Source organism: Spirochaetaceae bacterium (genome assembly GCA_009784515.1).
In the GTDB taxonomy this organism is placed as follows: domain Bacteria; phylum Spirochaetota; class Spirochaetia; order WRBN01; family WRBN01; genus WRBN01.
Window position 1 is genome coordinate 1 of sequence record WRBN01000048.1, and the last position, 14018, is coordinate 14018.

The 14018-nt window shown below is 43.2% G+C and carries 17 protein-coding genes; 6 read left to right on the plus strand and 11 right to left on the minus strand.

Annotated elements, in window-relative coordinates; all coding sequences use genetic code 11:
- The first annotated feature begins 111 nt into the window (after positions 1 to 111).
- Positions 112 to 846 carry a hypothetical protein gene (locus FWE37_06190; protein ID MCL2520574.1) on the plus strand — a complete coding sequence of 245 codons (735 nt, stop codon included), beginning with the start codon at positions 112 to 114 and terminating at the stop codon, positions 844 to 846.
- A gap of 79 nt (positions 847 to 925) precedes the next feature.
- On the opposite strand, the gene FWE37_06195 is transcribed toward FWE37_06190, so the two are convergent.
- Positions 926 to 1315 (minus strand): helix-turn-helix domain-containing protein, encoded by a 390-nt coding sequence (locus FWE37_06195; protein MCL2520575.1) that lies wholly within the window; start codon positions 1313 to 1315, stop codon positions 926 to 928.
- 197 nt (positions 1316 to 1512) lie between these two features.
- On the opposite strand from FWE37_06195, the gene FWE37_06200 reads away from it, so the two are divergent.
- From FWE37_06200 to FWE37_06210, 3 genes are all read left to right on the plus strand, one after another.
- Complete coding sequence (locus FWE37_06200; GenBank protein ID MCL2520576.1) at positions 1513 to 1749, plus strand: hypothetical protein; 237 nt, start codon at positions 1513 to 1515, stop codon at positions 1747 to 1749.
- Positions 1750 to 1913: 164 nt separating this feature from the next.
- Complete coding sequence (locus tag FWE37_06205; protein MCL2520577.1) at positions 1914 to 2912, plus strand: 23S rRNA (adenine(2503)-C(2))-methyltransferase RlmN; 999 nt, start codon at positions 1914 to 1916, stop codon at positions 2910 to 2912.
- A gap of 16 nt (positions 2913 to 2928) precedes the next feature.
- Positions 2929 to 3471, plus strand: a complete 543-nt coding sequence (locus FWE37_06210) for a hypothetical protein (protein MCL2520578.1) — start codon at positions 2929 to 2931, stop codon at positions 3469 to 3471.
- Between the two features lie 51 nt (positions 3472 to 3522).
- On the opposite strand, the gene FWE37_06215 is transcribed toward FWE37_06210, so the two are convergent.
- The 10 genes from FWE37_06215 to FWE37_06260 all read right to left on the minus strand — a co-directional run bounded on the left by FWE37_06215 (position 3523) and on the right by FWE37_06260 (position 11893).
- Entirely contained in the window at positions 3523 to 4893 is a 1371-nt protein-coding gene (locus FWE37_06215; GenBank protein ID MCL2520579.1) for a hypothetical protein, read from the minus strand.
- 24 nt (positions 4894 to 4917) lie between these two features.
- Positions 4918 to 5529, minus strand: coding sequence for a DUF2612 domain-containing protein (locus FWE37_06220; GenBank protein MCL2520580.1), 612 nt, complete (start codon positions 5527 to 5529; stop codon positions 4918 to 4920).
- Between the two features lie 12 nt (positions 5530 to 5541).
- Positions 5542 to 6708 (minus strand): baseplate J/gp47 family protein, encoded by a 1167-nt coding sequence (locus FWE37_06225; GenBank protein MCL2520581.1) that lies wholly within the window; start codon positions 6706 to 6708, stop codon positions 5542 to 5544.
- Complete coding sequence (locus tag FWE37_06230) at positions 6705 to 7058, minus strand: hypothetical protein (GenBank protein ID MCL2520582.1); 354 nt, start codon at positions 7056 to 7058, stop codon at positions 6705 to 6707. Before FWE37_06230 ends, FWE37_06225 begins: the two co-directional genes overlap by 4 nt.
- Positions 7059 to 7067: 9 nt before the next feature.
- Positions 7068 to 7841: a hypothetical protein gene (locus FWE37_06235; protein MCL2520583.1), complete on the minus strand. Its 774-nt coding sequence runs from the start codon at positions 7839 to 7841 to the stop codon at positions 7068 to 7070.
- A 5-nt stretch (positions 7842 to 7846) separates the two neighbouring features.
- Positions 7847 to 8200 (minus strand): hypothetical protein, encoded by a 354-nt coding sequence (locus FWE37_06240; protein ID MCL2520584.1) that lies wholly within the window; start codon positions 8198 to 8200, stop codon positions 7847 to 7849.
- 9 nt (positions 8201 to 8209) lie between these two features.
- On the minus strand, positions 8210 to 8854 hold the full coding sequence (locus tag FWE37_06245) for a hypothetical protein (protein MCL2520585.1): 645 nt from the start codon (positions 8852 to 8854) through the stop codon (positions 8210 to 8212).
- A 217-nt stretch (positions 8855 to 9071) separates the two neighbouring features.
- Entirely contained in the window at positions 9072 to 9674 is a 603-nt protein-coding gene (locus FWE37_06250; protein ID MCL2520586.1) for an RlmE family RNA methyltransferase, read from the minus strand.
- Between the two features lie 77 nt (positions 9675 to 9751).
- Positions 9752 to 10525, minus strand: a complete 774-nt coding sequence (gene nagB / locus FWE37_06255) for a glucosamine-6-phosphate deaminase (protein ID MCL2520587.1) — start codon at positions 10523 to 10525, stop codon at positions 9752 to 9754.
- A 132-nt stretch (positions 10526 to 10657) separates the two neighbouring features.
- Positions 10658 to 11893 (minus strand): dicarboxylate/amino acid:cation symporter, encoded by a 1236-nt coding sequence (locus tag FWE37_06260; protein ID MCL2520588.1) that lies wholly within the window; start codon positions 11891 to 11893, stop codon positions 10658 to 10660.
- 155 nt (positions 11894 to 12048) lie between these two features.
- Here FWE37_06260 and FWE37_06265 point away from each other — a divergent pair, with 155 nt between their 5' ends.
- Both FWE37_06265 and FWE37_06270 read left to right on the plus strand, forming a co-directional pair.
- Positions 12049 to 13698, plus strand: a complete 1650-nt coding sequence (locus tag FWE37_06265; protein ID MCL2520589.1) for a hypothetical protein — start codon at positions 12049 to 12051, stop codon at positions 13696 to 13698.
- A gap of 37 nt (positions 13699 to 13735) precedes the next feature.
- Positions 13736 to 13882, plus strand: coding sequence for a hypothetical protein (locus tag FWE37_06270; protein MCL2520590.1), 147 nt, complete (start codon positions 13736 to 13738; stop codon positions 13880 to 13882).
- Positions 13883 to 14018: the final 136 nt, after the last annotated feature.

A 14018-nucleotide genomic window follows, 5' to 3' on the forward strand; every position in this document is an offset into this window, starting at 1 on the left:
TAAAGCTAAAATATTAAAATTTACTAACTCTATAGGCATAAAGGTAGACATTTACCGCCTGATACGTTATAATACTTTTACAATTAAAAAAGTAACTTATAAAGGACTGTTATGATGAAAAACAAAAAACTTTATTTATTAATCTTATTAACCTGCTTAGTTTTATTGGCGCTAACACCGCCACCGCCTAATTTGCCGGCTCCCGGCAGTACTTTTATTTTGGAAACCGAGGACGATTTTTTTACGGCCGAGCTTATCTTTGGCCATAACAACACCATCGAAGTAAATACTTTAATTTTAAAAGATACCGAAACCCCTTGGGGCGAAGTAATTAACGCCGGCCGTATTGGCGGTTTAAGCCTGTCTTACACTTTAAGAGGCAATACTCTTATAGTAACCAATTTACTGAGCGATTTTTTGTACAGAGAGTTTCAACTTAGTGCCGATGGCCATAGCCTTACCTCTATTAACGGTTTTTCTGAGGAAGTTTACAGGCGCACGGCTCCCACCGTTATACCCAGTAGCTTGCCGCCGCTGCCCAATCCTAACCCTTTTGCTAACGCCGCCTTTACCCATGTTGATGACAGCACCGCTATCATCGTGTTTAACGAAGATAATATCCTAGAAAGCAGGTGGCTGCATTATGGCAGCGGCGTCATAGAAACCGCTGAAAGCAGCGCTTACACCATAAGCGGCAACACCTTAACCCAAGTAACTATTGTTACCGGTACTCCCGTTAGCTTTCCTCCTCATTATCTTTCGTTTCGTATCGGGGATAACAACAATACCTTAACATTTATTACAAACGACGGCACTTTGGACGAGGTTTATATAAGAAATAGGTAATAATGAACAGGTAAATAAATAACAATTAATAAATACCGCTAAAGGCGGCGTCCTTTAGCTATTAACTATGAGTTGTTATCTATGCCCTGCTCTCTGTTGCTTGCTTTCTCCGTTTCCTGCGTTTTTCGCTCACAACATTAATAAAATCTTCCACGTTTTCAAAACTGCGTTCATCAATTAAAGTTAGCTTTCCGGCCAGCTTAGTAATACGCTCTTCCCGCTGCTGGTTAGCGGCTAAACCCTCTTTATCTACGCCCACTAAAATATCCAGCGAAACTCCTAATACCTGCGCCATTAAGGCGGCATCGTTGACGCGCGGCAGCCGCTTATTAAGCTTCATATTTTTATAGGTATGCCAAGGCATACCTATCTTTTTACACATGGCCGCTTGGGTCATCTTTCTTTGAGCAAGTAACTCATCTATCCTATCAAAAAAAATAGTTGCTTCTATGCTTTTAACGTTATCCATAATTTGCTTTATCGACTGCCCTTTAGCATTTTCTTTAGAAAATACCTGTATTATTATCTATATACAAAAGGTTCATAAAAGTACACAGTAAAAATCAATATACTTATAAGAGTATTATTTTGACTTGACTTTAAACCCAATTAAGTACTATACTATTAATAGGTACTTAAACAAGTACAAGTTTTTAGGAGGAAATTTTGATGGAAGAAGTAAAAAAATTCAATAAAGTAAAAGATTTAAGATTACGAATGCGTCCAATGTACAGCGATAAAGAGCTGGAAAACTACAAAATTAAAATTGAGAGTGCCAATTACCGTAATTTTGCCCTAGAGCAACTAGGCGAATGGTTAGAAGAGGCTTTTAATAGTCATAATAATCATAATGTAAAAACTAGGGTTTATAAAAAATCTCGTTATGTCATAAAAAGATTGTAGTAATATTTGTAGCCAAATATACATTATGATGTACTCAAATATGGCTATAAGCCTTAAAGGATATTGTACTTTATGGCCGATAATAAGGCCCTAAAAATAACTCATCTTTAGGGCTAAGCCATTAAATAATTTCCCCTTGTATTTTATGGTAAAATCTTGCATAGTTGGCTAAAGCTATGGTTGCCGCTTATACCCTTAACGAATTAAAAACCCTGCTAGCGGGCTACCAAGCCCCGCCTTACCGTGCCGAGCAGCTGATTAAAGCTTTATACAAAGGGGCCGCCGGCTACGAGCAAACCTCTTTACCTAAAGCTTTAATTGCTCATTTACAGCCTAATTTGCCCTTTATCAGCACAAAAGTGCTTAAATGCCTTAACGCCGAAGGCAGCGCCAAGCTGGCCCTTAAACTTAACGATGAGCAAGTGGTAGAAAGTGTTTTACTAAGGCATGAGGGCCGTAATACCGCTTGCTTAAGCAGCCAAGCGGGCTGCGCTATGGGCTGTACCTTTTGTAAAACGGCCACTTTAGGCTTTAAACGTAACCTAGAAAGCTACGAAATTATCGAGCAATTTTTGCATTTGCAGCAGCTGGCGCCCATCAATAACATTGTTTTTATGGGCATGGGCGAGCCGCTGTTAAACCTAGATAATGTGTTAAAAACGATAACCGCCCTAAGTAACCCGCAAACTTTAGGCTTAAGCAAACGCCGTTTTACCTTGAGTACAGTGGGTCTAATTAAGCCTATTTACCAACTGGCGGAAAGCGGCTACCAGCTTAATTTGGCGTTTAGCCTGATTAGTGCGCAGCAGGCTAAACGCGAATTATTAATCCCACAAGCTAAAGCTAACCCCTTGCCACAATTAAAAGAAGCCTTAATGTATTACCAGCAGCAAACTAAGGGCCGGCTTACCTTCGAAGTGGTGTTAATACCCGGCCATAACGATAGTGCAGACGATGCCAAAGCTATAGCCGCTTTTGCCGCCGGTTTTAAATGTTTAATTAATGTTATTGCGTGGAACAAAGTAGAAGGCTTACCTTACCGCAGCCCCGATAGCCGGCAGCTGGCTAACTTTATTAACCGCCTTAGCGGTTACGGGCTAACGGTAAAGCAGCGGCGGCGTATGGGACGCGGCGTAAATGGGGCTTGCGGCCAGCTGGGCTAATTAACAGGAGGCAGCTATGCAAAAATTATTTACCATAAGTTTTATTTTAACTGTTATTTTATTAATCTCTTATCAATCTCAGACCGAACCTTTAGCGGCTTTACCTCCCCTACTTTTTAACCTTAACCCTAAGGCCGAACTTGATGAGCTGGAGCTAACCTTAACGGAACAAGGCTTTTGGCGTGCCTTTACCGATAGCGGCTACTATATTTACGAAAACGAAGGCGCTTTTTTTACAAATTACGGCCTAAGCAGCCCCTTTATGGTAGATATAATTTTACCTAACACCCAAGCTGCCGGCCGGCAACTGCAATTTATTTTTACAGGCCTTACCCCCACCGATGACGCTACCAACCGTGCCGAACAACTTATCATAAAGCGGGCGCTTATTAGTAAGTTGGGCCGCCCAACTTTAATGGACGGCCAAATTCTTAGCGCTGCCCAGCCGCATAGTTACCACTGGCACACCGCCGATGACGGCAGCTTGGCAGTTAAATTTAACCATAACAGCTTTGTTACTTTTATTTACAACTACCCGGTTGATGTTGACAAGGAATAAGTAACAGGGAACAAAAAGTAATTAATAATTATAAAAATTCCTCCTTATTCCCTATTGCTCATTTTCTTTAAGTTTTTTTAGCTTAGCTAAATACTCGGGGTTTTGTAATAACATTTCATTAATCACCTCTTCCCTTAATAAATCAAGTTCTTCGATTAATTTTTGCTTTTGGGCTTGTTCCTCATCGGCCACCCATTTATCCAGCTCGGCGCTCCACTTAGCAAAAGCAATACCTTGCGGGCTTTGTAACGTTTCTTCGCCACTGGGGCCATCACCTAATTTATGGATACGGCGGCTTTGCAAAGTTTGTTTATGGTAAACATCTTGGCCGCGGTAATCGGTACAGCTGCACCATTTACCGTCATCTTGATTAAAGTAGCAAATTTTACCATCTTTGGCTTGCGGCGGCGGAGCTAGCTCGGTCATATTAGCCTCGTTATAACCAATATAGCCGGCTTCGTCGGCTATTAAATTGCGTTTAGCTACTAATAATCCTTCGTTGTCGTATTGGTAAAAAGCCTGAGCGCTGGCCACCTCAACAGCGCCTACACAGCGCCAAATACGCACGGCAAAGTTGGCAGGAGCCACTTCGCCGCGGCGGCCGTAAGCCCCGTGTACGCGGCTCGCCCAAAAATCTAAAGTCATTCTAGTACCTGTTGTATTCCCAGTATTATAAGTAAAACTACCTGTTTGCCATGTATTAAATACCCCACCACCGGGAAAAGCCCCACGGCCAAGCACCGATTCAAAATCTCCTCCAGAACCTAAGTGCCCGCTAATATTCGGCACACTTTCTGCCTGCCAACTCCCAAAGGCCGCCGCCTGTCCGCCTTCACCCCTAAAAAAAGAGCCGCCAAAATTACTGCTAATATTACTCCAAGTTAAGCCGGGCCATAACTGGTTTGGGGCCAGCTGGCCGGGGTATTGGGTGTAAACAAAACCTATAGGTATGCTGGCTTTGGTAAGGCCGGCAATATCTTTGGTGTTATTATCTACATCTTCTTTTATCACGGCTATATCGGCCAATAAGTTGCGCCAATAGTGGGTATCATCTAAGGCATGGCCCTTATTATCATCACTCAGCGAAAGAAAAAGCCCGCCGGCTCCATCATTCACTATCGCTCCGCTAGGGTAATTTTCGGCCGCGCTATACCTTGCTATACCGTTACGGTACAAATATTTAATTAACCCCGAAAGCACATAACTTACGCTATTAAAATCTTCTAACAAGGGGTTATTATCACCCACGACCGCCGCCGCCCAGCCTTTGCTGTAGGCCTCACTTTGCATAGCCGTTACATTGCTGCTGTAGTGCAGTTCGCCGTTTGCTTGCGAACCAAAAACCACTAACTCTTCGTTACCGGCCTCACCGGCAAAAACTTTTACCTCCGGCCTGCTGTTATCGTTGTTGTTTTCCATCATATCTCCTCTATTATTAAATTAATTTTATTCGTTTACATTATAAAGCTGACTAGCCAATAACCAACTTTGACGGCTTATATCTTTGAGCCTATTAAAACCGCCGGCTTTACCGGCAAAGCCGACTCTTGTAAAACCAAAGTGCCCCTCCACTTGTTTGCCTACATAAATAAAAGCTATTTGCACCCCCATTGGCTTAGGCAATAAATTTTTAACTAACAGCAAATTAAGGTTAGTTAACTGCCGCTCGTGGATAAAATAGCTAATAGTCATATTGTAACCATCGTATAATTTAAAATCGTTGCCAAATAAAGTACTAAGCTGGTAACTTAAAGCCGGATAACTGGCATTGCTATAATTTAATATTTTTTTAAAATTTAATAAAAACCTTAACTCATCGTCATTTAGGTTAATTAAATTATTGTTTAATAATAATTGCCTGCCTACCCCAATGTAGCTGTCTAAAATATCCAGCTGTTTACCTACCGCCTCTTCATAGCTAAAGGCCTGTGCCAGCTTAAAAATTAAACCCTCGCTAAAAGCTAAACCGGCAAATAAGTTAATTTCGCTGCGCGCTTTCGGCATTGTCCTAAATTTTAAGCCATACAAATTGGCATAATAATTCGTTACTTCTTGCATTGTCCCCCTCGCTTACAAACCATTAATAACGATAGCATTTTCGCTTAGTCTAAAATGCTCTACCGGCAGCTGCGGTTTTAAAAAACTGTGCCACTGGTTAGCGGTACGGCTTAAGGCACAATCTTCTACCACCACATTGGGAGCGTAAGTTTTAATAAGTTTACTAATGGCGGTAATATCGATAGCCTCATAAATGCCCACCTTACAGTTGGTTACCAAATAATTTTTTAGGCTGTCGGCGCTAATTAACGGCGGCCCTAAAAGCGATAGGGTTACTCTTACATTAACCACTATATCTTTAGGCCTATCAAATTTGATGGCGCCGGTGTGGTAGCGACTTTCTACTATTTGGCTTATCTGGCCGTACATAGCGGCCCCGATGTGCCTTTTTTGGTCGATAATTTGGGCAATCACCAAATCATCGCCGCCGGCCACAATGGGCCAAATACTATGCGGCGGCATACCCCATTCGTTGGTTAAGTTACTGCTATTTTCGTACACCCGTACAAAACTTACGCCGGCGCTATCGGCCAGTGCAGCCTCTAAAGCCTCGATAAAAGCTGTGCTGCCCAAATTGACGCTGCGGCTGCGCCTTAAGCGTAATTGAACGTCGCTCTCTTCTTCGGTACCAATCAGATAGCAATTTTCTTCGTTAGTTACCGCCGTGATGGCGGCTACCTTATTTTGCACATTAATTAAGGTAGCCGGCGGCACATGGATAGCGCCGCTCTCAACGGACCTAAAACTTAATTTATGCTGCCCGGCCGCTAAGCTAACATTCTTAATTAACTTAAAGCTTAAGTTACCGCTGCTATTACTTACCGTAAGCGGGTTAGCGCTATCCAGTCCGTTAAGAACCGCCTCTTCTTTTAAAGTAAGAGTAAGCATTATTTCGCTGTAGCTGCCGGCTTGCCTTGCTAAGCCGTTAATGGCCACTAATCTATCCAAAGCTACACCACCGGCTTGCTCCACATCAAACGAACCATAAATTTGCCTGAGTAGCTCAATCACATCACTTAACAGCTGGGCCTCTATCCTGATACGCTGGCCATCGGGGCTGTAGCTTTCTAAGTTAATGGCTGCGCCGTAAATTTCTTTATACTTTTGGCACAAATATGCGACAATCTCTTCTAAACGCGGTAAAGTTAAGCCGGTTTCATTAAGAGCCATTTTGGTCATAAATTTATTTCCTCCTCATTATTAATTATATTCCCGGTGTTTGTTAATAAATTAACCTTTAAATTAACCACCCGTTTTGTGCTGTCTATCGTTATAGCTAGTTCATTAATAGCCTGTATAAAGTTGGCTTTAAGTAAGTTATGCCTAATTACCAGCTCCAGCTCTTCTTTAGCTATTTTATGGCTAATGTAATAAAGCCAATCGATGCCTTCTTCAGGGGCAAAAAAAAGTTCGCCATAAAAACTTTGTAAAATTAACTTTAACACCAGCTGCTCTTCAGCCTCGCCGGTTAAGTAATTTTGTTTACCGCCGCCAAAACTAAAATCGTTATCTATTAGGGCGCGTATCATTGCTCCTCCTTAATTTAATAGTTTTAACCAAGCGTAGCTTAAAGCCTGCCGATTATTAACGTAATGTTTAAAGCCAACAACTTTATAAAGACCGGTAGCTTCTTCACTAGTTAAATTTATCAGCTGCCCCGAACTAAAAAGATACCCGCCCGTCATACAAATGGTAAGCTGTACTTCCGGGTTACTCTCGCCGGCAAAGTTTTTTGTAACCCTATATAAACCATTATGATGATTAAGCTCGTGCACAATGCCGTTACCTTCCTCCGGCCTTAAAAGATAGACTAAATTATCCTCTACAAAAGCTTCGCCATTACTATAGCGCCTAAGCAAATTTAGGGCTTTATCATGTAAAGCATAATCGGCTTCCAAACTGCCGTCAAAATCATCTACCTTCGCCTGCTCTAAAACCATATCATCTTTAATAAGCGAGCTAAATAAATTATTTAAATTTAACCCCTCCAAAAGACTATGGCTACCGGTTTTTTGCACCGCCCTAAAACTATCGCCGGCTAAAATTTTAATTTTATCGGCTTGTTCGGCGGCAAAAAATATTTCGCCTTTAAACAACTGCCCACCGCCATATTCCAGCGAGGTTACCTGTAATTTGCCGGCTAAATTCATAATAAAAGCTTCTTTAGGCAAAGTAAGTTCGGCATAAAGCTTGGCCGCTAAGTTTGGGCGGCTAATAACTAAATTAAAATCATAATTATCGCTCGAATGATAAAGCCGGCCGCCGGCATTATCGTAGATAGTTATCTCAAAAAATGGCCCTAAATTAGGCATAGGTTTTACTCCTTTTTAGGCAAGCTGCCGGCAAAATATTGCTCGCTAAGCCGGCTTTCGCTGGCGCTTAACAAATAAATAGCTATTCGGCCCTCTTTAAAATCGTTAGACAGCAAGGGGTCGCCGTTATCCGTACTGGTTACCATCAGGCCAAAACTAACTTTGTTACGGTACCGGTGCAAAATATTAGGGCTTACCACTAACCTTTGCTGATGTAAGGCAAAATCCCCTCCCTCCAGCGAGTAATACCACTCTCTTTGACTAAGGCTGTACGTTAAAGTAAAACTTACATTATTGCCTCCGGCTATTAAGTTATGGTTTTGGTATAAATCGTCTGTTAAATTTAATAAACGCCGCATATTTCCTCCTTAATTACTAAAACCTTTAAATGGCTCGTTAGCCGCTAAAGTAACGGCCCCAAAGCGTTTAAGCGCCGCTTCTTCGCTAACCGACTGCTGCAGCAAGCTATTATTAGCTGCCTTCTTAAAAGTAGCTTGCTGTAAAATTAAGGTTAAAGTTGTAAAATTGTTACCGCTATCAAGGCTGGTTAAAACCAAATTTTTAATAAGCATATTGTTAAAACGGCAATAAGCGGTATCTACTGTTAATAACCAACGGCTTTGCCAAGCAGCCATAAAAAAACTTACGGCACTTAATACCAAATTATTACCGGTTAAACTTTGGGCCAAATTAAAGCCGGCCGCTACCGGCGCTGGCGGCCCCAAAGTATTAACAATAGCTAAAGCCGGCCCGCTTAAATTACTTAAAAAAGCCGGCGGTTTATAATCTTTAATTAGCTGCTTCTGCTTTATATTATGTTGCAGCTGCCCCGTTAATCCCTGCAACGTAAGCGTTAATGGGCCCGGGCTAACCGCCGCCGTGTAGCTACCGTTACCAGACGTTACGCTGCCAATATTACTGCCAAACTGCAAAGTTTCGTTGTAAATTTTATCAAACAAAAAACCATTGATACCGCTATGCAAAGTAGGCATTACTACAATTTTTTCGCTCATAACTCCCTCCGCCTAGTATTTACGGACAACGAGTTTTTGGCTTTAATTTTTTTTGCAAATTTTTTTGAAAAGTTAAAAGCGAGTTGATAACTGATAACTGAAAGTTGAGAGTTAAGAATTAAAAAGCTTTCAAAAAGGTATTTAAAAAGATAGAACCGCTAAAAGCGGTAAAAATTTCCTTTATGCGAACAGGCTCTTAATGTATATTATTACTTAATCAAGGCCGGTTAGCCACCTTTATTACCGGCCCAGCCAACTTGGCTAAAAAATAACACTCAAAACTTTCGCTGCGTACGGCTTGCGGTCTTACCACTTTTACCTCTTTAAAGTTAGCCTTTAATTGCTTAAGCAGCTCCAGCTCATCGCCGTTTTGAAAAACCTTTACCAAAAAACTACCCTGCGGCTTAAGGTAGGTTAAGGCCAAGTTAAAGGCCATTTCGGCTAATTCGTGGCTGCGGCTGGCATCAACAAGGCGGTCGCCGCTGGTGGCCGGCGCCGCATCGCTTACAACTACATCAAAGGGGGCTAATTTACTTAATTGAATGGCCAGCTCTGCGCTAAACATATCACCTTGCAAGGCGGTAATATTAGGGTGCTTAACGGTAAGCGGTTTTAAATCTAGCGCCACCACCTTAACGCCTTGCCGTGCTAAATATAAACTCCAGCTGCCGGGAGCGGCGCCTAAATCCAGCACCGTCATCTCCTTTTTAATAAAGGAGTTTTTTTGCATAATTTCTTCCAGCTTAAAGACACTGCGTGCCGGGTAACCCAGCTGCTTAGCCCGCTCGGCGTAATGGTCGTTACTGTTGCGTTTGGCCATCTTCTTTTAAGGAATAGGGAACAAGGAAGATGGAATAAAAAATTACCCTTCTTCCCTGTTACTTTATTCCTTGTTCCTTAATAAAGTTCTTTAAAATAACGGTAAGTAGCCACCTTTAGCTCGGCCACCGCAGCTTCATCACAAATAATAACTGCATTTTTATGCAGCTGCAAGGCGCTGCTCGTCCATTGGTGGTTCATCGGCTCGTCAATAATATGGCGCAGGGCACGGGCTTTATTGTGGCCGGTAACCAATAAAATTACTTCGTTGCTGTTCATTACCGTCCCTACCCCAACGGTTAAGGCATAGTTAGGCACTTTACTTACATCGTTATCAAAAAAACGGCTGTTGGCAATAATGGTGTCTTGGGTAAGTTTTTGCTTATGGGTTAAAGCCGACAGCGAACTGCCCGGCTCGTTAAAGGCAATGTGGCCGTCTATCCCTACCCCGCCTAAAAATAATTCGATACCCCCGGCCTTAGTTATTTTAGCTTCGTAAGCGGCGCATTCTTCTTCGGGGTTTTCGGCATTACCGTCTAAAATATTAATGTTAGCTTTATTAATATCTATATGGTTAAAAAAATTATTATACATAAAGCTATAGTAACTTTCGGGGTGCTCTTTAGGTAAAGCGACATATTCATCCATATTAAAAGTAATAATATTTTTAAACGATACTTTACCGCCCTTATTAAGTTCGATAAGTTTTTTATATGTTCCCAGCGGCGTACTGCCGGTAGGCAAGCCCAACACAAAAGGGTTGGCGCCTTTATAATTGTTAATGCGTTCGCTAATATAGTTAGCGGCATATTCGCTGGCTTGAGCGTAATTTTCGCGGATAACCAATTTCATTTTATCTTCCTCCGTATTTTTTTAGTATAATTAAACTATAAGTACGGGAGGAGGCCGCATAGTTAAGTGTAATAAATATTTATTTTTTAATTGCTGCAAATAATTACATTTTCCTTATCTGTAAAATTTATTTTAAGTAAAGCTTGGACTGGCCTTAAAGCGCTCAAAGCCGGTTAAGCTGGCCATAATACGCAGCAGTAAAATTAAAGCCGCTAAATCCAGCACAGCAGCTAAGTGGCTTAACAAAGGAATAATAGGCTCGAAGGCTCCTAAGGTAGAGCCTACGGTGCGGCCATAAAGCCCATAAGCCAGCTGTAAAAAGTTGTGCAAAAAAGTTGCATCGTAAGGCACTACCAAAAACGAAGCCATAAAAACGCTCACCATTGTAAGCCATACCTGTGCCGCCGTAAGGTCGAGGCTGCTGTAAGAGCGTAAAACGGCTATAATGACAACCCCGCTAATTAAGCTGCTGCCGGCCCGTAAAAAGATGGCCATAATAGGCGCCACAAAGGCCCCCAGCTCGCGGCTAATGCCCTGATTTTTATGGCTTAAATAACTATAATGCAAGCCGGCCAATAAAGGCTGGGCCGTTGCCGCCGCAAAAGCTAACGAAGCCGGCGCCCCGCGCAAATAGCGGATACCTAAGCCCTTTTTACGGGCAAATAGGCGGTAAATGACGGCATAAAGTATTAAAATAATAACCGCCGCACTCACCATAGTTAAAGTAAGCACACTTTGATAAAGCGCTAAATCGTGCGTGGTGCGTATTAAATTAATTAAACTTAAAGTAAAAAAGAACACCGGGATAAAAGAAAAATAAACGTAATAAAAAGCTATGCGGTAACATATCCGCCCCAACGAGTCAAAAAAGTTGTAGCTGGGTTCGGCAACTTCCCTATCGTAAGCCATACCTAAACCAATAAAAAAAGCTACCAGCAAAATAGGGGCCAAACTATAACCGCTAAAAGCGGTAAATAAATTACTGGGCAACAACTGAGCCAGTAATTCGGGCTGTAAACTAAAACTGCCGGCGACCTCTTGCTCAAAAACAATCGGCACGCGCCTAAGCGGTAAGGCAACGGCTAATAATACCCCTAGCGCCGCCATAATGGCATTAAAGCTTACCAATAAAACCAGCATAATAACGATTACTTTTAATAATTTGCGCTGCCGCCTTAATTGCGTAACGGCTATAGCCATATTAAAAAACAAAAAGGGGTAAAGTAAATAGCGGCCAAATTGCAAGCTAAGATAACGGCCTGCTTCGGCAATGGTTAAAAAAAGTGTGTTTTGCGGTGCAAATAACGCAACTAGCGTAGCAGCAACTACTGCTATAGCTGTGCGTATCCCAATAGTCCCCAGCTTCATAACGCTTACTTTAACTTAATTGTGTTTTTTTTTCAAGGGCAGCTCACTGCCTTTAGTAAATAAAATACAGTTGCCGCTTAAAAAATAATTGGTAACGGCGCTGCTTTAATTGTTAAATAGCTTGCTTAATTTATTAAGTTATATTATCATTAGGTATGATGTTGTTACTTAAAAAAATAACCGCCCGCTTAGGCTTTGCCCTTATAATTACGTTAACCGGCTGCGCCAGTACGGTAAGAGACCTTAGTAATATTGATTTTGCCCAGTCGCAAATTATTTTACGGGCCAGCAACGGCCAAAATGTAAGCAGCGTTAATCCCAGCGGCAACTATACTATCATTATGTTGGCCTACGATGCACAGCGCAACCGTATGAGCGAGGTGGTTTTAAGCCGCGGCGCTACGGTAACCCCCGCCAACCCCGGTATGCTTACCTCCAGCAGTATTAATAACCGCCAGTACCGCTTTAGAATGCGCGAAGCCAGTATTGCTTTAATAGAAAGCGGTACTATTTCATTTACCTTTCGCAACGCCGTCAACGGCACGCAGCAAACGGTAACTTTTCCTATTGTTGTTTCGGGCTTAACCACCGTTACCCTTAATGCCGACAACCGCGGCAACGGTGCGGTTGCTACTTTTTCGGTAGCTTTGTTAGATACCAGCCAGCTGGGCTCTCATCAAGGCAATTTATTATTACTGCGCGAAAGACGCACCGGGCAAAGTTTTATTACCTCTACCAATGTGCTTATTGTCGCCAACGGCCGTAACGGAGCCAACGGCCGCAATGGAGCTAACGGCCAAAGTTTAAGCGGCCGCAGCGCCAGCAACGGCGGTAACGGCGGTAATGGTGAAGACGGCGGTAACGGCGGCAGCATAACTTTTATCGGCAGCGCCCAAGCTATAGCCCAAATACGCACCCAAACCACCGCCGGTATAGGGGGCAGGGGCGGAGCCGCCGGAGCCGCCGGCACTGGAGCTACCGAAATTATTACCTTAGGCCAAGCCCGAAGCCGCCTTAGCCACATCGAGTTTATGCGCCTATTACCCAATCAAGTTATCCCGGCCGGCCAAGATATTAGCATTATCCGCCAGTTTGAAAGCCGTCCCGGCTCCGGTGCGTGGCAACCGCAAAACATTAGGCCGGCGGCGGCCCCTAACGCTAACCAGTGGTCTGCCCAAAACACCGTCTTAACCCAGCAAAGCCAAATTATGCTGCTTAATGTACAAGGTAATAATAACCCCGGCGGTACCGGTAACACTAATCCGGGAGGCACAGGGAATACTAACCCCGGCGGTACGGGTAATACTAATCCGGGAGGCACAGGTAATACCAACCCCGGTGGCACGGGTAACACTAATCCCGGTGGAACAGGGAATACTAACCCCGGCGGTACGGGTAATACTAATCCGGGAGGCACAGGTAATACTAATCCGGGAGGCACAGGTAACACTAACCCCGGTGGTACCGGTAATACCAATCCGGGAGGCACAGGTAACACTAACCCCGGTGGTACCGGTAATACTAACCCTGGCAATACTAATCCGCCGCCCGTTACAACACCGGCCCCACCGCCGGTTACCACACCAACTCCGCCGCCTACGACGACACCGCCGGCCGTTACTAATGTCAACGATTTACGGGTTTGGGTTAAATATTTTGACGGCCGCGCCGGCATCCCCGGCCGTAACGGGCAAAATGGCCGCAACGGCGATACCAATAAAGTTGAAGCTGCCCTAGATTTTAACAGCGAATTTTCCAGCTTTGTAGCCGGTACAACTATTTTTAATACGCAAATGCTTAGGTAATAACCATCTAAATAATTAAGCAAAGGGAGAACTATTTATGGCTAACAATAACGATACGGCAAACAAAAACACCGGTAAACCAGCTAACAGCCCTAATCAGGGCCATAAAGGCGGCAGACCGCCTCTGCCGGGCGGCCACAACTCTAATATGAACCGCCGGCCGGGAGCGGGGCGGGGAAAGTAGCTCGGTTTTGTCTTTACCTTTAACGGTTTTGTAATAGTAAGCTCATAGCCAAAACGGCCGTTTTATGGCATAGTAATGGTTATGGCTAAACTATTTTTAGCGGCTATCTTTTTTAGCGTTTTAACAACGGCTTATA